8 protein-coding genes are annotated in these 15,078 nt (G+C 72.9%); 4 read left to right on the forward strand and 4 right to left on the reverse strand.

What is annotated here, in order from left to right; genetic code table 11:
- Positions 1-309 precede the first annotated feature (309 nt).
- The 4 genes from D7V93_RS20940 (at position 310) to D7V93_RS20955 (ending at position 8,106) form a co-directional block, all read left to right on the forward strand.
- A complete protein-coding gene (locus D7V93_RS20940; protein WP_120645108.1) occupies positions 310-3,438 on the forward strand; it encodes a tetratricopeptide repeat protein in 3,129 nt (1,042 codons plus the stop codon).
- Between the two features lie 95 nt (positions 3,439-3,533).
- Positions 3,534-4,400: an NAD-dependent protein deacetylase gene (locus tag D7V93_RS20945; RefSeq protein ID WP_120645101.1), complete on the forward strand. Its 867-nt coding sequence runs from the start codon at positions 3,534-3,536 to the stop codon at positions 4,398-4,400.
- A 132-nt stretch (positions 4,401-4,532) separates the two neighbouring features.
- Positions 4,533-6,539 (forward strand): protein kinase domain-containing protein, encoded by a 2,007-nt coding sequence (locus tag D7V93_RS20950; protein ID WP_120645102.1) that lies wholly within the window; start codon positions 4,533-4,535, stop codon positions 6,537-6,539.
- Positions 6,540-6,549: 10 nt separating this feature from the next.
- A complete protein-coding gene (locus tag D7V93_RS20955) occupies positions 6,550-8,106 on the forward strand; it encodes an adenylate/guanylate cyclase domain-containing protein (protein ID WP_120645103.1) in 1,557 nt (518 codons plus the stop codon).
- Here D7V93_RS20955 and D7V93_RS20960 read toward each other — a convergent pair whose 3' ends face one another.
- The 4 genes from D7V93_RS20960 to D7V93_RS20975 form a co-directional block, all read right to left on the reverse strand.
- Entirely contained in the window at positions 8,107-8,787 is a 681-nt protein-coding gene (locus D7V93_RS20960) for a Crp/Fnr family transcriptional regulator (RefSeq protein WP_120645104.1), read from the reverse strand.
- 416 nt (positions 8,788-9,203) lie between these two features.
- Positions 9,204-11,636, reverse strand: coding sequence for a penicillin acylase family protein (locus D7V93_RS20965; RefSeq protein ID WP_120645105.1), 2,433 nt, complete (start codon positions 11,634-11,636; stop codon positions 9,204-9,206).
- Entirely contained in the window at positions 11,633-13,045 is a 1,413-nt protein-coding gene (locus D7V93_RS20970; protein ID WP_120645106.1) for an MFS transporter, read from the reverse strand. The genes D7V93_RS20965 and D7V93_RS20970 overlap by 4 nt, the downstream gene beginning before the upstream one ends.
- Positions 13,046-13,139: 94 nt before the next feature.
- The coding region (locus D7V93_RS20975; RefSeq protein WP_120645107.1) for a KR domain-containing protein at positions 13,140-15,078 on the reverse strand (1,939 nt) is incomplete at its 5' end.

Genomic DNA, 15,078 nt, shown 5'->3' on the forward strand with positions numbered 1-15,078 from the left:
CCACCTCGATCGCCTTCGCGCGCAGCCGGGAGGTCCGCTGGGACGGCGCGGGGCTCACCCGCCACAGCAGCAGGAGCACGACGGCGTGCAGTGCCAGGGACAGGAGGCCAGCCCATCCAAGACGTCGCAGGCGCCGCATGCCCGGACGCTTTCAGAAAGCCCCCTCCCACTCAACCAGGACCGGCGCGGGCGTTCGCGAACCGACGTCCAACCCCGCCGAGCAGGCAACCCCTGGACGCGCGAAACAGTCCCCGGGGTGACTCGACGGAGGCCGTGACTCCTGGTGTGCTGCCCTCACACGTGCCTGCCATGCCCCCCGCCTGTCTCGATGAACCCACGTTCATGGACCTCCTGCTCGGGACGCTGCCGCCCGCACGGGCCGCCGTCGTGGACGAGCACCTGGACACGTGTCCCTCCTGCCGGCGCATGGTGTCCGAGGCGCTGAAGGTGCAGCCGCCCTCCCCCGAGGAGGCGCAGGCTCCCGAAGAGGAGGTCCTCGGCAGCCAGTTCGCCACGCTGCCCGTGGAGCCGTGGCGGGGCCGGAAGCCGCGCCTGCGCCTGCCCACGCCGCCGCTTGCCCGGGGCACCGCGGTGGGGCGCTACCTCATCCTGGAGATGCTGGGCGTGGGCGGGATGAGCGTCGTGTACGTGGCGTATGACCCGGAGCTGGACCGGCGCGTCGCGCTCAAGCTGCTGCAGGTGGAGGCCCTGGGCCTGGGCGCGGAGGCCGGCCGCACGCAGGTGCTGCGCGAGGCGCAGGCCATGGCGCGCGTCTCCCATCCGCACGTCGTCTCCGTCTTCGACGTGGGCACCTTCGGCCGGCAGGTCTTCCTCGCCATGGAGCTGGTGGACGCGCAGACGCTGCGCAAGTGGGAGCAGGACGGCCCCCACCCGTGGCGCCAGGTGGTGGACGTCTTCGTCGCCGCGGGCCGGGGGCTCGCCGCGGCGCACGCGGTGGGCGTCGTGCACGGCGACGTGAAGCCGGAGAACATCCTCGTCGGCCAGGACGGCCGGGTGCGCGTCACGGACTTCGGCCTGGCGCGGATCATGTCCGGCGCCGTGGTCCCCCCGGTGACGCCCGGAGGCTTCGCGCGCCCCCGCGCCATGGAGGGCGGGACGCCCGCGTACATGGCCCCGGAGCAGTTCCCGCCCGAGGAGCGCACCGACGCCTTCAGCGACCAGTTCGGCTTCTGCGCCGCGCTCTACGAGGGGCTCTACGGCGAGCGCCCCTTCGCGGGCTCGACGGTGGAGGAGCTGTCCCAGGCGGTGCACGCAGGGAGGGTGAAGAGCGTGCCCCGGCACTCGGGCGTGCCGCAGTGGCTGCGCCGGGTGCTGCTCAAGGGCCTGTCGGTGCGGCCCGAGGACCGCCACGCCTCCATGGAGGCGCTCATCGCGGAGCTGGTGGCCAACCCCACCGCGCGCCGCACGCGAAGGCTGCGCATCGCCGGCGCGTCGGTGCTGGTGCTGTCGGCGGTGGCCGTCACCGGCGTGCTCCAGCGGCGCGATACCACGGGCTGCGAGGGCGCCGCGCGGGCGCTGGACGGCGTGTGGGACGCCGCGCGCCAGCACGCGGTGGACCAGGCCTTCGTCGGCACCGAGCGCCGCTTCGCGCACGATGCCCTGCGCCACGTGCGCCGCGGGCTGAACGCGTACACCGCCGCCTGGGTGACGACGCGCACGGCGGCGTGCGAGGCCACCCGCGTGCGGGGCGAGCAGAGCGAGGCGGTGATGGCGCTGCGCATGCGCTGCCTGGATTCAAGGCTCGCGGACGTGGCCGCGCTCACGCAGCTGTTCACCCAGGCGGATCCGGACCTCGTGGAGCGAGCCCCCCGCGCGGTGGAGGGCCTGCTGCCGCTGTCGGGCTGCTCGGATGTGGAGGCGCTCACGTCCCGGGGCCGCTCCACGCCGGATGATCCCGCCGCGCGCGAGCGCACCGTCGCGCTCCTCCAGGCGCTCGTGGACGCCAGGGCCCTGCGCGCCGCCGGACGCTATTCGCAGGGCGTGGCGCGCATGGAGCCGGTGGCCCAGGCCGCGCGCGCCGCCGGGGACTGGTCTGGCGCCGCGGACGCGCTGCTGCTGCTCGCGGAATTGAAGGACGGGGCCGGGGACTACCGGGGCGCGGAGCAGACGGTGCTCCAGGCCGCGTGGGCCGCGGAGGCCGGCCGCAACGACGAGGCCGCCGCGCGCGCGTGGACGCTGGCGGTGCGCGTGACGGGCGAACGGTTGGACCACTACGCCCAGGGGCAGCAGGCCGGGGAGCGCGCCAGCGCCGCGGTGGAGCGGCTGGGCGGCAGCGGCGAATTGAGCGGCGCGCTCGCGGCGAACCTGGGCCGCCTGCTGTCGCGGCAGGGCCGCTACCCGGAGGCCCACGAGCAGCTCACGCGCGCGCTGTCCTTCCTGGAGAAGCGCTTCGGTCCGGAGGCCCTGGAGGTCGCGGACGTGCGCGTGGAGCTGGGCACCGTGCGCCGCTCGCAGGGGCGCGCGGAGGAGGCCCTGGCCCTGTACGAGCGCGCCCTGGGCACCGTGCGCGGCGCGCTGGGGCCCGAACATCCGGACGTGGCGCGCATCCGCCTGGAGCAGGCCAGCGTGCGCTGGCAGCAGGGTGACTTCGTGCAGTCGGAGCGGCTGGCCCGGGGCGCGCTGGCGCTCCAGGAGCGCTCGCTGGGACCGGATCATCCCCAGGTGGCGGACGCGCTCAACAGCCTGGCGCTGGCGCTGCAATACCAGGGCAAGCGCGAGGAGGCGCTGCCCCTGTACGAACGCGCGCTGCGCATCGCCGAGCAGGCCGAAGGGCGCGACAGCTCCACGGTGGCCATCATCGTCAACAACATCGGCACGCTGCTGGTGCACATGGGCCGGCTGGAGGAGGCCACCCAGCGCTTCGCCACGGCGATTTCGCAGCTGGAGGCCAGCGTGGGCCCGGACCATCCGACGCTGGCGCTGGTGCTCCGGGGCATGGGCCAGACGCTCAGCTACCGCAACCAGCCGGAGCAGTCCCTGCCGTACTTCCAGCGCGCCGCCGCCCTGCAGACGTCGCTGCCGGACGACGTGAACGGCGGCTGGACGGGAGCGCTGGTGGACCTGGGGCGCACGTACATGGTGCTCGGCCGTCCGCGCGAGGCGCTGGCCCCGCTGGAGAAGGCCGTCACCGGCTGGGAGCGCGCCCGGCCCCGGCCCGCGGAGCGCCCCGCGGCGCGCTACATGCTGGCCCGCGCGCTATGGGACGCGAAGCAGGACACCCCCCGGGCCCTGCGGCTCGTGGCCGAGGCCCGCCAGGAGGTCGCCGCGCTGCCCGACGAGGAGTCCTCCGTCCCCGAGCTGCGTCAGGCCATGGACCGGTGGATCGACCGGCTGCCACCCGCCGCGCGGAAGACCGTCAAGGCCACCATGGCCACGCCCAGGGCCGCGGACCCCTCCCAGGAGACGCTCATCCGCTGAAGGGCCTGGGCGCACCCTGGCCGCCCCCCTCCCCGTCAGGCGGTGGAGGGGACGCCGGGCGGGCGCGGAGGGACGGCGTTATACGCTTGCGCGAAATGACGCTCTCTTCGGCCCCTCCCATCGCCGCCCTTCCGCCCGAAGCGGGCGTGGAAGCCCTGGCCTCGCTCCTCGAGGGCCGCCGCGTCGTGGTGCTCACCGGCGCGGGCTGCAGCACCGAGTCCGGCATCCCCGACTACCGAGGTCCGGAGACGCGCCACAAGGTGCGCAACCCCATCCAGCACCGCGAGTTCCTGAACCGCCCCGAGGTGCGCGCCCGCTACTGGGCCCGCAGCCTGCTGGGCTGGCCGCGCTTCACCTCCGCCCGGCCCAATGAGGCCCACTTCGCGCTGGCGGCGCTGGAGAAGGCCGGCGTGGTGCCGGGCCTCATCACCCAGAACGTGGACGGCCTGCACCACGCGGCGGGCAGTGAGCGCGTGCTCGAACTGCACGGCGCGCTGTCGCGGGTGCGCTGCCTGTCCTGCCAGGCGCAGGAGCCCCGCGCGTCGGTGCAGGCGCGGATGCTGGGCCTCAACCCGGACTTCGTGCACACCGTCGTCGAGCTGCGCCCGGACGGCGACGCGGAGCTGCCGCCGGAGGCCGTGGCGGACTTCCGCGTCCCCCCGTGCACCCGCTGCGGCGGGACGCTGAAGCCGGACGTGGTGTTCTTCGGCGACAACGTCGCGGCGCCGCTGGTGCAGGACGCGTTCGCGCTGGTGGAGGAGGGGGACGCGCTGCTGGTGGTGGGCTCGTCCCTCACCGTCTACTCCGGCTACCGCTTCGTCACCCGCGCCGCCGAGCGCCACGTGCCCATCGGCATCCTCAACCTCGGGGAGAGCCGGGGTGACAGCCTCGCGGATGTGCGCGTGGAGGCCCGCGCGGGCGACGTGCTGCCTCGGCTCGCGGAGCGGTTGACCGGCGGCTGACAGCTCGCCCTCCCACCCCGGGTGTGCAGGCGCGTGGCGCAATGGCCACCTCAGGCCCGGCCCAGGTGTGCCATCATCCCCAACTTCGCGAGGGGCGGCGACGGCCGCTCCCGGGACGGAGACACAGGGCCGATGGACACCGGGCGCCCGCTGGGCGGCAGGTACGCGCTGGAGCGCAGGATTGGCGGCGGTGGCATGGGTGCCATCTGGCTGGCCGTCGACCTGCAACTTCAGCGGCACGTGGCCCTCAAGCTCATCGCGTCGGAGGTCGTGGCCCGCACGCCGGAGGCCCATCGCCTCTTCGAGCAGGAAGCCCAGGCCGTGGCCCGCCTGCGCCACCCGCACGTGGTGCAGGTGCATGACTCCGGCGTGGACGCGGGCGTGCCGTACATCGTCATGGAGCTGCTGGAGGGCGAGGACCTGGAGACGCGCCTCACGCAGCGCGGGCGCCTGTCCCCGGCCACGGTGGCCGCGCTCGTCACGCAGGTGGCCCGCGCGCTGGCGGCCGCGCACGCGGCGGGGCTCGTGCACCGCGACCTGAAGCCCGCCAACCTCTTCCTCGCCCACGTGGACGGCGAGGAGGTGGTGAAGGTGCTCGACTTCGGGCTCGCGCGCGCGCTCGTGCGCTCCGGCGAACCCGTGGACGCGCAGGCCGAGGGCCTCACCGGCACGCTGCGCTACATGAGCCCGGAGCAGCTGCGCGCGGCTCCGGACCTGGACGCGCGCGCGGACCTCTGGTCGTTCGCGGTGGTGCTCTACCGCGCCCTCACCGGCCAGTTCCCCTACGGCCCGGAGTCCGTGGGCGGCCTCCTGCGCGGCGTCTTCCACCCGCCCACGGTGGCCGTCTCGCAGCTCGTGCCGGAGCTGGGCGCCGCGGGCGACGCCTTCTTCCTCCGCGCGCTGCACCCCCGGCCGGAGCAGCGCTTCGCCTCCGCGCGCGAGTTCGCCGCGGCCTTCGTCTCGCTGGTGGACGCGGGACGGGCCGCGCAGCCGGCGAAGGTGCTGGTGGTGGACGACGAGCCGGACGTGGAGCTGCTGATGCGCCAGCGCTTCCGCAAGCACGTGCGCGAGGGCATCTACACCTTCGTCTTCGCGCGCGATGGAGAAGAGGCGCTGGAGGTGCTGCGCCAGCACCCGGACACGCACGCGGTGCTGTGCGACATCAACATGCCGCGCATGGACGGGCTCACCTTCCTGTCCCGCGTGGGCGAGGTGGATCCGCTGGTGAAGGTGGTCATCGTCTCCGCGTACGGCGACCTGCCCAACCTGCGCACGGCGATGAACCGGGGCGCGTTCGACTTCCTCGTGAAGCCGGTGGACCTGGACGACCTGGAGTCCACGCTGGCCAAGACGGTGCGCCACGTGAAGGAGCTGCGCCGCGCGGTGCGCTCCACGGAGGAGAACGCGCTTCTGCGCATGTTCGTGCACGGCGGCATCGTGGAGCGCGTGCTGCCCCTGGTGCGCGGCCCTGGCGCGCTCGCGGGCGAGCAGGTGGACGCCACGGTGGTCTTCCTCGACGTGGCGGGCTTCACCGCCGTCACCCGCCAGCACCCGCCAGAGACAGCGCTGCGCAGGCTCAACGCCAACTTCGAGGTCATCCTCCCGGAGCTGGAGACGCGCGGCGGCGTGGTGGACAAGTTCCTGGGCGACGCGGTGATGGCCGTCTTCCAGGGCGAGGCGCACGTGGCGCGCGCGCTGGACGCGTGCCTCGCGGTGAAGCAGCGGCTTCAGGCGCTCGCGTGGGGCGGGGGCGACAGCTCCCCGTTTGCGCACGGCGTCTGCATGGGCGTGGACACCGGCCCGGTGGTGTCCGGCAACGTCGGCGCGGCGGGACGGGGACGCCTGGACCACACGGTGCTGGGCGACGTGGTGAACACCGCGGCGAGGCTCGCCACCGTGGCCACGCGCGACCAGGTGCTGGTGAGCGAGGCCCTGGCCTCACGGCTCGCGGACGCGTTCGACTGCCGCCCCGCGGGCGAGCGGCGCCTGCCCGGACAGGACGCGCCCCCGCTCGTCGTGCGGGAGGTGGTGGCCCGTCACGCCAGCGCGTCCGCGTCCTCCTCGGACGGCACGTCGCGGCAGGTGGCGCCCACCGTCGGCTTCACGGCCAAGGGGCCTTCCTGGTCCACGTCCTCCTGAGCGGGAGCGCATGCGCCTCATCCTCAACCCAGGGCAGGTGGACGAGCGGGTGGTGATGCTGCCGGAGGGCACCACCACCATCGGCCGCACGGAGGAGAACGGCATCCGCGTGCCGCACCCCAGCCTGTCCCGGCGCCACGCGCGGCTGGAGCGCGAGGGCGGGCGCGTGGTGCTGGTGGACCTGGAGAGCAAGAACGGCACCTTCGTGGGTCCGCACCGCGTGACGCGCCAGGAGCTGGGCCACGGCCAGTCCTTCCGCTGCGGAGAGGTGTCCTTCCAGCTCGTGTCCCCGGACGCGCCGCTGCCGGACGGCTGGGGCCCGCTGCGCACCCAGCCCCTGGAGACGCGCTTCTCCGGCGGGCCCATGGAGGCGCTGCTCGACACGCGCTCGCCGGACCGCACCCGCGACAAGCTCCAGGTGCTCCTGAAGGTGGGGCAGATCCTCTCGTCGCCGGGCCCGGTGGACGGCCTCCTGGAGCGCGTCGTCCAGCTCGTCTTTCAAATCTGGGCGGTGGACCGGGCGGCGGTGCTGCTGAAGGACCGGGACAGCGGGGAGCTGGTGCCGCGCGTGGCCCGGGGCGCGCGGGGCGGGGCGCTGCCGGAGCGCTTCTACAGCCAGCACATCGTGGACTACGTGCACTCGCGCGGCGTGGCGGCCCTCTTCACCGACGCGCGCGACGACGCGCGGCTCGCGGGCGCGGACTCCGTCTTCCGCCAGTCCATCCGCGCCTCGCTGTGCGTGCCCCTGCGCACGCGCGACTCGGTGCTGGGCGTGCTGTACCTGGACAGCCTCAAGCAGGGCGGCCTCTTCACCGACGAGGACCTGGAGTTCCTCACCGCCTTCGCCAACCAGGCCGCCATCGCCCTGGACCACGCGCACCTGGCGCGCCGGCTGGAGGAGGAGGCGGTGCTGCGCAACGCCTACCAGCGCTTCTTCCCGCCCGACGTCGTGCGCCAGCTCAAGGCCCTGCGCGGCGTGCCGCTGGAGGTGCGCGAGGCGAACGTCACCATCCTCTTCTCCGACATCACCGGCTTCACCGCCATGTCCTCCCGCCTCCAGCCCCGGCAGGTGGTGGACATGCTCAACGCGTACTTCCCGGTGATGGCGGACATCGTCTTCCGCCACGAGGGCACGCTGGAGAAGTACATCGGCGACGCGCTGATGGCGGTGTGGGGCGCGCCGTTCGCCCGGCCCGACGACGCGGAGCGCGCCGTGCGCGCGGCGGTGGAGATGCAGCGCGCGCTCCAGGTGCTCAACGCCCGCTGGCGCGCGGAGGGCGCGCCCGAAATCCACGTCCACATCGGCCTCAACTCCGGCCCGGTGGCCGCGGGCAACATCGGCTCGGAGCGCTACCTCCAGTACGCCACCGTGGGGGACGCCACCAACGTGGCCAGCCGCGTGTGCGGCGTCGCGCGCCCGGACGAGGTGCTCCTCACCGACTCCACGCGCGCCCTCCTGGACGAGGACGCCTTCGCCCTGGAGCCGCTGGCCCCCGTGACGGTGAAGGGCCGCGAGGAGCCCCTGTCCCTCTTCCGCGCGCGGTGGGAGCCGCCGGGCGCGGGCTGACTACTCCGCGTCCTGGCCCAGCCGCTCCGGCTGGATGAGGACGATCTGCCCGCCCTCGAAGCTGAGCATCCCCTCGCGCACGTAGTAGCGCAGCCACTTGTTCACGCTCTCGCGGGTGACGCCGCAGAGGTTGGCCAGCTCCGACTGGGTGAGCTTCGGGCTGATGACCAGCCCCTCGGGGCTCGGCCGCCCCTGCGACTTCGCCAGGTCCAGCAGCACCCGCACCAGCCGCGAGCGCGCGTCCAGGAAGGCCGAGTCGTAGACATGCTGCGTGGTGCGCCGCACCAGCCGGCTCAGGTTCGCCAGCAGCGCCAGGCTCACCTGCGGCCGCGTCTCCAGGTAGCGGCGGAAGTCGTCGCGCTGGAGCGTGAGCAGGTGCGCCTCCTCGCGCGCCATCGCGTCCGTGGAGCGCGACTCGCCATCCAGCAGCGACAGCTCCCCGAAGGCGTCTCCCCGGTCCAACAGCGCCAGGGTGATCTCCCGCCCCTCGCTGGAGCTCAACCGGATGGCCACCTGCCCCCGCCGGATGATGAACAGCGCCGTCCCCACATCCCCCCGGTGGAAGATGACCTCCCCCCGGGCGAAGCGGCGAGGTTGGAGCAGCGACGACATGGTCTCCAGATCCTCGCGGCCGAGGCTTTCGAACATGGGGATTTCGGCCAGCAGCTGCGCGTAGGACATGGGGGGGTCACCATTGTGCCCGGATTCCCTGGATACAGGTAGGGAAGGCTCCCATCCAGGCCGGGCGGACAAGTCCGGTGGGTGTGAACGCCTTCACACCTGCCCTGTGGGCCGCTTCACAGCCCCGAAAAGGGGGTCCCGGTACTGTCTCTTCATCGCAGCACGGGAAGCAGGGGGGCCCGCTCGAGCGACACGGTGCGTGAAGGGAGTCGGGGGACTTCCTAGCGCACCAGGGGACGCCCGGGAAACGGGGGGAGTCAGCAGGGGTCGGCACGTAGAAGGGGGAAGCGCCGAGTTTCTGAGGGGGAACTCGACGCGAACACGAGTGCCGGCTCCCGCTGGAGCCAGAAGCAACGAACCCGGGCCAGGAGGCCCGTCGCTCCGGGGGGAGTGACGGCCTTCTTGTCCGGGTTGTTTTATTTCACGAGCGCGACGGCCGGCGTCAACGTCAGCGTCGCCTTGCGGTGCTGCTCCACGGCGTCCCGCGTGAAGAGCATCGGGTGGAACTTCACCTCGCGGCTCAGCTCCAACAGGTCGTCACGGTGCGGGTGGAACAGGTGTTCCGTCTGCCCCGGCGCGTGGACGGACACGGAGCGGGACACGTCCGCCAGGTCGACGATCATCCGCAGCGCGGTGCCGTGGACGACCTTGAACGGGTGGCTCCACAGGAACGAGGCGCCGTCCACGGAGTAGTTGTCGCCCCGCGCCGGCACCGTGCGGGTGTTGAAGGCGCGGCGCACCGGGCCCGGGCTCGCGGGCCCGCCCAGCGGCTGGTGCACGTACGTCAGCGTGTGCACCTTGCCCCACGCCCAGCCCTCCGGGTCCGGACCATAGGTCTTCACCAGCCACGCGGTGGCGTCCGCCAGGGCCGCGCGGAGGATGTCGTCGCGCGTCTCCTTCGCGGGCGTCTTCGGGTCGTCCCACCAGGGGCTCTCCGGCTGGGACATCAGGCCGATGACGAAGGGCATGTGGAGGCTGCCGTGCCGCTCGTACTGGCCCATCAGGTAGCGCTTCACCAGCTCCGGCCCCAGCTTGTGCTGGAGCAGCTTGCGCAGCACCTCGATGTACCAGGCCTGGAACACCGTGGCGCCCACCCGGTCCGGCTCGAAGCGCAGGTCCCACGCCTGGAGCGCGGCCACCGCCTGCTGCTGCTGCGCGTCGCCCGCGGCCACCGACAGGAAGTAGGGGCGCAGCGCTTCGGCGGGCAGCGAGTACGTCTCCGCCTGGATGCGCCGCATGTCCTCCACGGTGTGCTTCGTGCCCGCCTCAATCAGGTCGGTGATGCGCTTGGCCCGGTAGCCGGGGAACCAGTTGTGCGCGATGAGGTACGGGTAGTCGTCGTCGGTGATCTTGTTGTTCGCGGTGGCCGCGTAGCCCGCGGGCGGGTTGAACGACGCGGGCAGCTCCTCGAAGGGGATGAAGGACGTCCACTCGGATTCGCCCGTCCAGCCCGGCATGGGGACCAGGCCCTGGTGGCCCTGCCGGATGGGAATCTTCCCCGACGACTGGTAGCCGATGTTGCCGGCCGTGTCCGCGTACACGAAGTTCTGGCCCGGGCTCTCCCACAGCTTCATCGCGCCGCGGAAGGACTCCCAGTCCGTCGCCAGGTTGAGGCGCAGCACGGAGTTGATGAGCGGCTTGCACTCGGCGAGCCCCCACTTGAGCGACATGGGCTCGGCGTCCTTCAGCTCGTCGCCCAGCACCGCGTTCATCAGCGGGCCGTGGCGCGTGCTCTTCACCTCCAGCACCACGGGCTTGCCGCCCTTGACGGGGATCTCCTCGCGGCGCACCTCCAGGTCGTGCCACGTGTCCTGGAAGAGGTACTTCTTCGGCGCCTTCGGGTCGTCCAGCTTCTCGATGTAGAAGTCCTGGGTGTCCGGCCCCAGGTTGGACATGCCCCAGGCAATCTTCCCGTTGTGCCCGATGATGAGCATGGGCACGCCGGGCAGGGAGAAGCCCACGTGGTCGAAGCGGCCGCCGTGCAGGCCGTTCTCGTACCAGGTGGACGGCAGCCCCAGGCCGATGTGCACGTCGTTGGCGAGCAGCGGCTTGCCGCTCTGCGTGCGCTGGCCGTGCACCACCCAGTTGTTGCTGCCGGAGACGATGTTCGGGTCGCCCAGCACCGCGTCCATGCCGTCCAGGCCGGACATCTGCTTCACGTTCTTCAGGCCGGGCAGGCGCGCTTCCTTCGGGACGATGAGCGGCGTCTGGGGCGCGTTCTGCGGCAGGAGCGCGTTGGCCACCTCCTCCCCCGCGGTCTCCACCAGCCGCGCGCGCAACAGCTCCAGCCGGTAGTTGCCGCCTAGCATCAGCGCCAGCAGGTTGCCGCGCACCAGCGTGTCCATGGGCGTCCAGGGCGCGGGCGTCGCGTCCATGACGGTGAACTCGTAGGGCAGCGGCTCCGCGGCGATGCGCGCGTTGAGGCCCGCGCTGTAGGCCTCCAGGATGGCGCGGGCCTCCGGGTCCACCTGCTGCCAGGTCTTCTCCGCCATGTGGCGCAGGCCCAGCGTCAGCAGCATCTTGTCCACCGGCACCACGGCCGGCCCCAGGAGGCTCGCGAGCCGGCCGTCCACCAGCCGGCGTCCCATCTCCAGCTGCCACAGCCGGTCCTGCCCGTGCACGTAGCCCTGCGCGAAGAACAGGTCGTGGTCGTCCTGCGCGTAGAGGTGCGGCACGCCCCACGTGTCGCGCACCACCTCCACCTTGCCGTGCAGCCCGGGCAGCGTGAGGGTGCCGTCGGCGCGCGGCCACCGGCGACGGGCGAGCCAGGGGCCCAGGCCAGGGGTGGCCACGGCCATGGCGGACGGCAGCATGCGCAGCATGCGCAGGACCTGGGAGAAGGCACTCATGACGCGGAAGCTCCAGCGGTGGAGGGGGCGGTCGGGGTGGTGTTGCCAGCGGCATCCACCGTGGTGGCGGGCACGTCGGGCAGGGCGTCCGGCAGCTCGCGGTCCAGGTTGCGCAGGCGCGGGTTCATCCACGCCGCCGCCACGTTGGCGAGCGTCAGCAGGCCCAGGACGATGAAGATGACGGCGATGCCACGCCCGGGGCCCACGCCCAGAAGGCGTCCCATGCTGCCGGCGAGCGCGCCGCCCGGGGCCATGGCCGGCTCGAAGAGGTCGTCCGCGAGCGGGCCCGCCATGAGCGCCACGCTGGGCGGCACGCACAGCAGCACCATGCGCTTCACCGCGGAGGCGCGGCCCTGGAGGTCCGCCGGAATCTTGCGCTGCCAGATGGACTGACTGGAGGCCAGCATCGGCGGCATGGTGAACAGGTAGAGCGCGGCGGCGGTGGCCACCAGGGGAACGCTGGGCACGGGCGCGGCCATGAAGAGCACCAGGCCCGACAGCACCTGGAAGCCGAGGATGCCGTGGAGCTGGTTCTTGGGCCCGCCCCACACGCCCATGCTGACGGCGCCCACGAGCGCGCCCGTGCCGGCCACCGACGCGATGATGCCCAGCGTGGAGATGTCCGTGAAGGCCAGCACCAGCGGGGTGATGAGCAGCATCACCAGGTCCATGCACAGCGTCGCCACGATGGTGAAGCCCAGCAGGCTCAGCAGGCCCGGCCGCGTGCGGATGAAGGTCCACCCCTGCTTGATCTCATCCTTCAGCGACCCCTTGCCCCGCTGGCCCTCGGCGGTGGCGGTGGGGCGGGGGAAGCGGACCATCAGGAGCGTGATGACGGCGAAGCTGAAGCTGAAGACGTCCACCGTCAGCACGCCGATGAGGCCCATCTTCTCGATGAGCGCGCCCGCGACGATGGGGGAGAGGATCTGGCTGGCGCCGCTGGCCACCTCCGCCATCGCGTTGGCGCGGCCCAGGTGCTGCTTGGGCACGAGCAGCGACACGGTGGCGAAGAAGGCCGGCCAGCGGAAGGCGCCGAAGCACGAGCCGATGGAGACGGGCAGGTAGAAGTGCCAGGGCTGGATTTCAAACAGGCCCCGGTTGCTCGCGAGCACCATGCCGAAGATGAGCAGGGTGCTGAAGCCGTTGCCCAGGTCCGCGAGCAGCATGGCGCGGCGGCGGTCCCACCGGTCGATGAGCGCGCCCGCGATGGGCGACAGCACCAGCATGGGCGCGAAGGCGAAGAACGACAGCAGCGCGAACTGGGTGGTGGAGCGCGTGTCGAGGAAGATCTTCGCGCCCACGCCGAAGGCGGTGAGTCCGGAGCCGATGAGCGAGATGAGCTGACCGAACCAGGTGATCCAGAAGACCCTCATGGGCTGGGTGACGGTCAGGCGTTGAGTGAGGCTCATTCCACGTCTCTTTTCTCCTGGGGGCAGGAGAGGCAGGGGCCCGCGCACGGTACTACGGGAGGGCGCGCGGACCCGGGCATTCCAACGGCGGACTTCAGGCCTGCTCCAGCTCCGCGAGCATGGCTTCCAGGGCTTCGGGATCAAGCTGGCTGGCGCTTGCTTCGACGATGGCCACCGTCATCACCTCCACGGTGGGGGACTCGAAGAGGGCGCGCATGGACAGCTCCACCTGGAAGGCCTCCCGGATGCGCGACAGCAGCTGCACGCCCAGCAGCGAGTGGCCTCCCAATTCGAAGAAGTTGTCCGTGATGCCCACCGTCTCCAGGCCCAGCAGCTCCTGCCAGAGCCCGGCGACGCGCTCCTCCGTCTCGTCGCGCGGGGCGACGAAGGCGTTGGCCAGCGGCGGCCGGGGATGCTTGCCGCCGGACTTCGCGCCAGGACGCGTGGCTGCCGCGCCCTCGCGTGCCACCTGGAGCCGCGCCGCCAGCGAGCCGAGCGTCGCGAGGTACCGCCCGCCGGTGGGCTGGGAGATGAGCGCGCGCAGGAGGCGGAAGCCCTCCGAGGGGGAGATGACGGCATCGGGACGGAAGCCCTCGCCCACGCCCCACACGTCCCAGTCCACGGTGTACCAGCGGGTGCCGCCCCTGCGGCCCTGCTGCGCCGCCACCGCGTCCATGCCGGCGTGGGCCGCCGCCACCGCGCTGACCGCCATGCCGCCCAGCAGGACGGTGAGCGACGACTGCACCACGACGAAGTCCGGGCTCCGCGACGCCAGCGCCTCCGCGAGCCGCGACAGCCCTCCGAGCCGGCCGGAGAGCAGGGGCGCGGCGGCCTCCGGCGTGGACTCGGCCACGGAGATGCGCGTGGCCATGCCGCCGTCGCCCGCCGCGTAGAAGACGCCGTCGATGCGGCCGAACTTCGCCTCCGCGAGCTGGAGCGCCTTGTCGAGCTGCCCCGCCACGCCCGCGTCCGCGCGCAGCGCCAGCACCTGCGCGCCCGCCTGCTCCAGCGAGCGCACGCGCTCGATGATCCGGGACGTGGCGTCCTGGGCGTCGTGGCCCGCGCGCCATGCGTCCCACTCACCGGGCGCGGGCAGCGTGCGGCGCGACAGCAGGACGAGCTTCGGCTTCACCGCCTGGGTGAGCTGCTCCGCGAGCGCGAAGCCCACGCGTCCCAGGCCGCCGACGATGACGTAGACCCCGCCGGTCTTCAGCGCCGCCGATGCCGACGGCACGGCCACGGGTTCGAACGACTCCACGTGGCGATACGGGCCGCGCAGCGCGACCACCGGCTCGCGGCCGGAGGACAGCTCCGTCACCAGCCGCTCCAGCCACGGAGCGGAAGCGGCCGCGTCCGGCGCGGGCCAGGTGATGTCCACGGCGCGCACGGTGAGGCCCGGGTACTCCTGCGGCAGCACCCGGCTGGCGCCCACGGCGGCGGACTGCCAGGGCACCAGGGGCTCCTCGCCCGTGACGTCCTGCGCGCCCGTGGTCACCACGTCCAGCGTCACCGGCGCCTTCGCGGCGCCGGGGCCCAGCGCCTTCGCCAGCGCGAGCAGCCCGTGGAAGGACGTCCCGAGGCCCGCATCCAGGTCGCGGTGCTCCTTGAGGAGCGGCCACAGGTACGCGACGTGGTCGGGCGTCCAGCCCTCGCCGCGCAGGCGCTCCAGGTGTTCGGTCAGGGCTTCAGGCTGGGAGGGATCCACGGCGAAGCACTTCGCCACCGGATCCGACGTGCCCGTCCCCGCGACGAGCGACACCACGTCCGCGCCCGCGAGGTGCAGGCGCTCCGTCACGCTCGCGGCCCCCGGCGCGGCCGACTCCAGCACCAGCCAGCGCTGGCCCGCGAGCGACGGGACCTGGGGTGAGGCCTGCGTGCGCGGCCACGTGGGCACGGACAGCTCCACGCCCTGGGCCGTCATGGTCATCGCGGGCACGGAGGCGCGGGGCTGCGCGGGCGGCTGCCCCTTGAGCAGGTCGTAGCGCTCGCGCACGCCACGGACGCCGCCGCGCGGCGCGGGCAGCGACGTGAGG

It is taken from the genome of Corallococcus llansteffanensis (assembly GCF_003612055.1).
Lineage (GTDB): Bacteria > Myxococcota > Myxococcia > Myxococcales > Myxococcaceae > Corallococcus > Corallococcus llansteffanensis.

Bases quoted from the DNA above. Each gene is read 5' to 3' on its own strand.
- D7V93_RS20940 (WP_120645108.1), top strand. From the start codon at position 310: ATGCCCCCCGCCTGTCTCGATGAACCCACGTTCATGGACCTCCTGCTC.
- D7V93_RS20945 (WP_120645101.1), top strand. From the start codon at position 3,534: ATGACGCTCTCTTCGGCCCCTCCCATCGCCGCCCTTCCGCCCGAAGCG.
- D7V93_RS20950 (WP_120645102.1), top strand. From the start codon at position 4,533: ATGGACACCGGGCGCCCGCTGGGCGGCAGGTACGCGCTGGAGCGCAGG.
- D7V93_RS20955 (WP_120645103.1), top strand. From the start codon at position 6,550: ATGCGCCTCATCCTCAACCCAGGGCAGGTGGACGAGCGGGTGGTGATG.
- D7V93_RS20960 (WP_120645104.1), bottom strand. From the start codon at position 8,787: ATGTCCTACGCGCAGCTGCTGGCCGAAATCCCCATGTTCGAAAGCCTC.
- D7V93_RS20965 (WP_120645105.1), bottom strand. From the start codon at position 11,636: ATGAGTGCCTTCTCCCAGGTCCTGCGCATGCTGCGCATGCTGCCGTCC.
- D7V93_RS20970 (WP_120645106.1), bottom strand. From the start codon at position 13,045: ATGAGCCTCACTCAACGCCTGACCGTCACCCAGCCCATGAGGGTCTTC.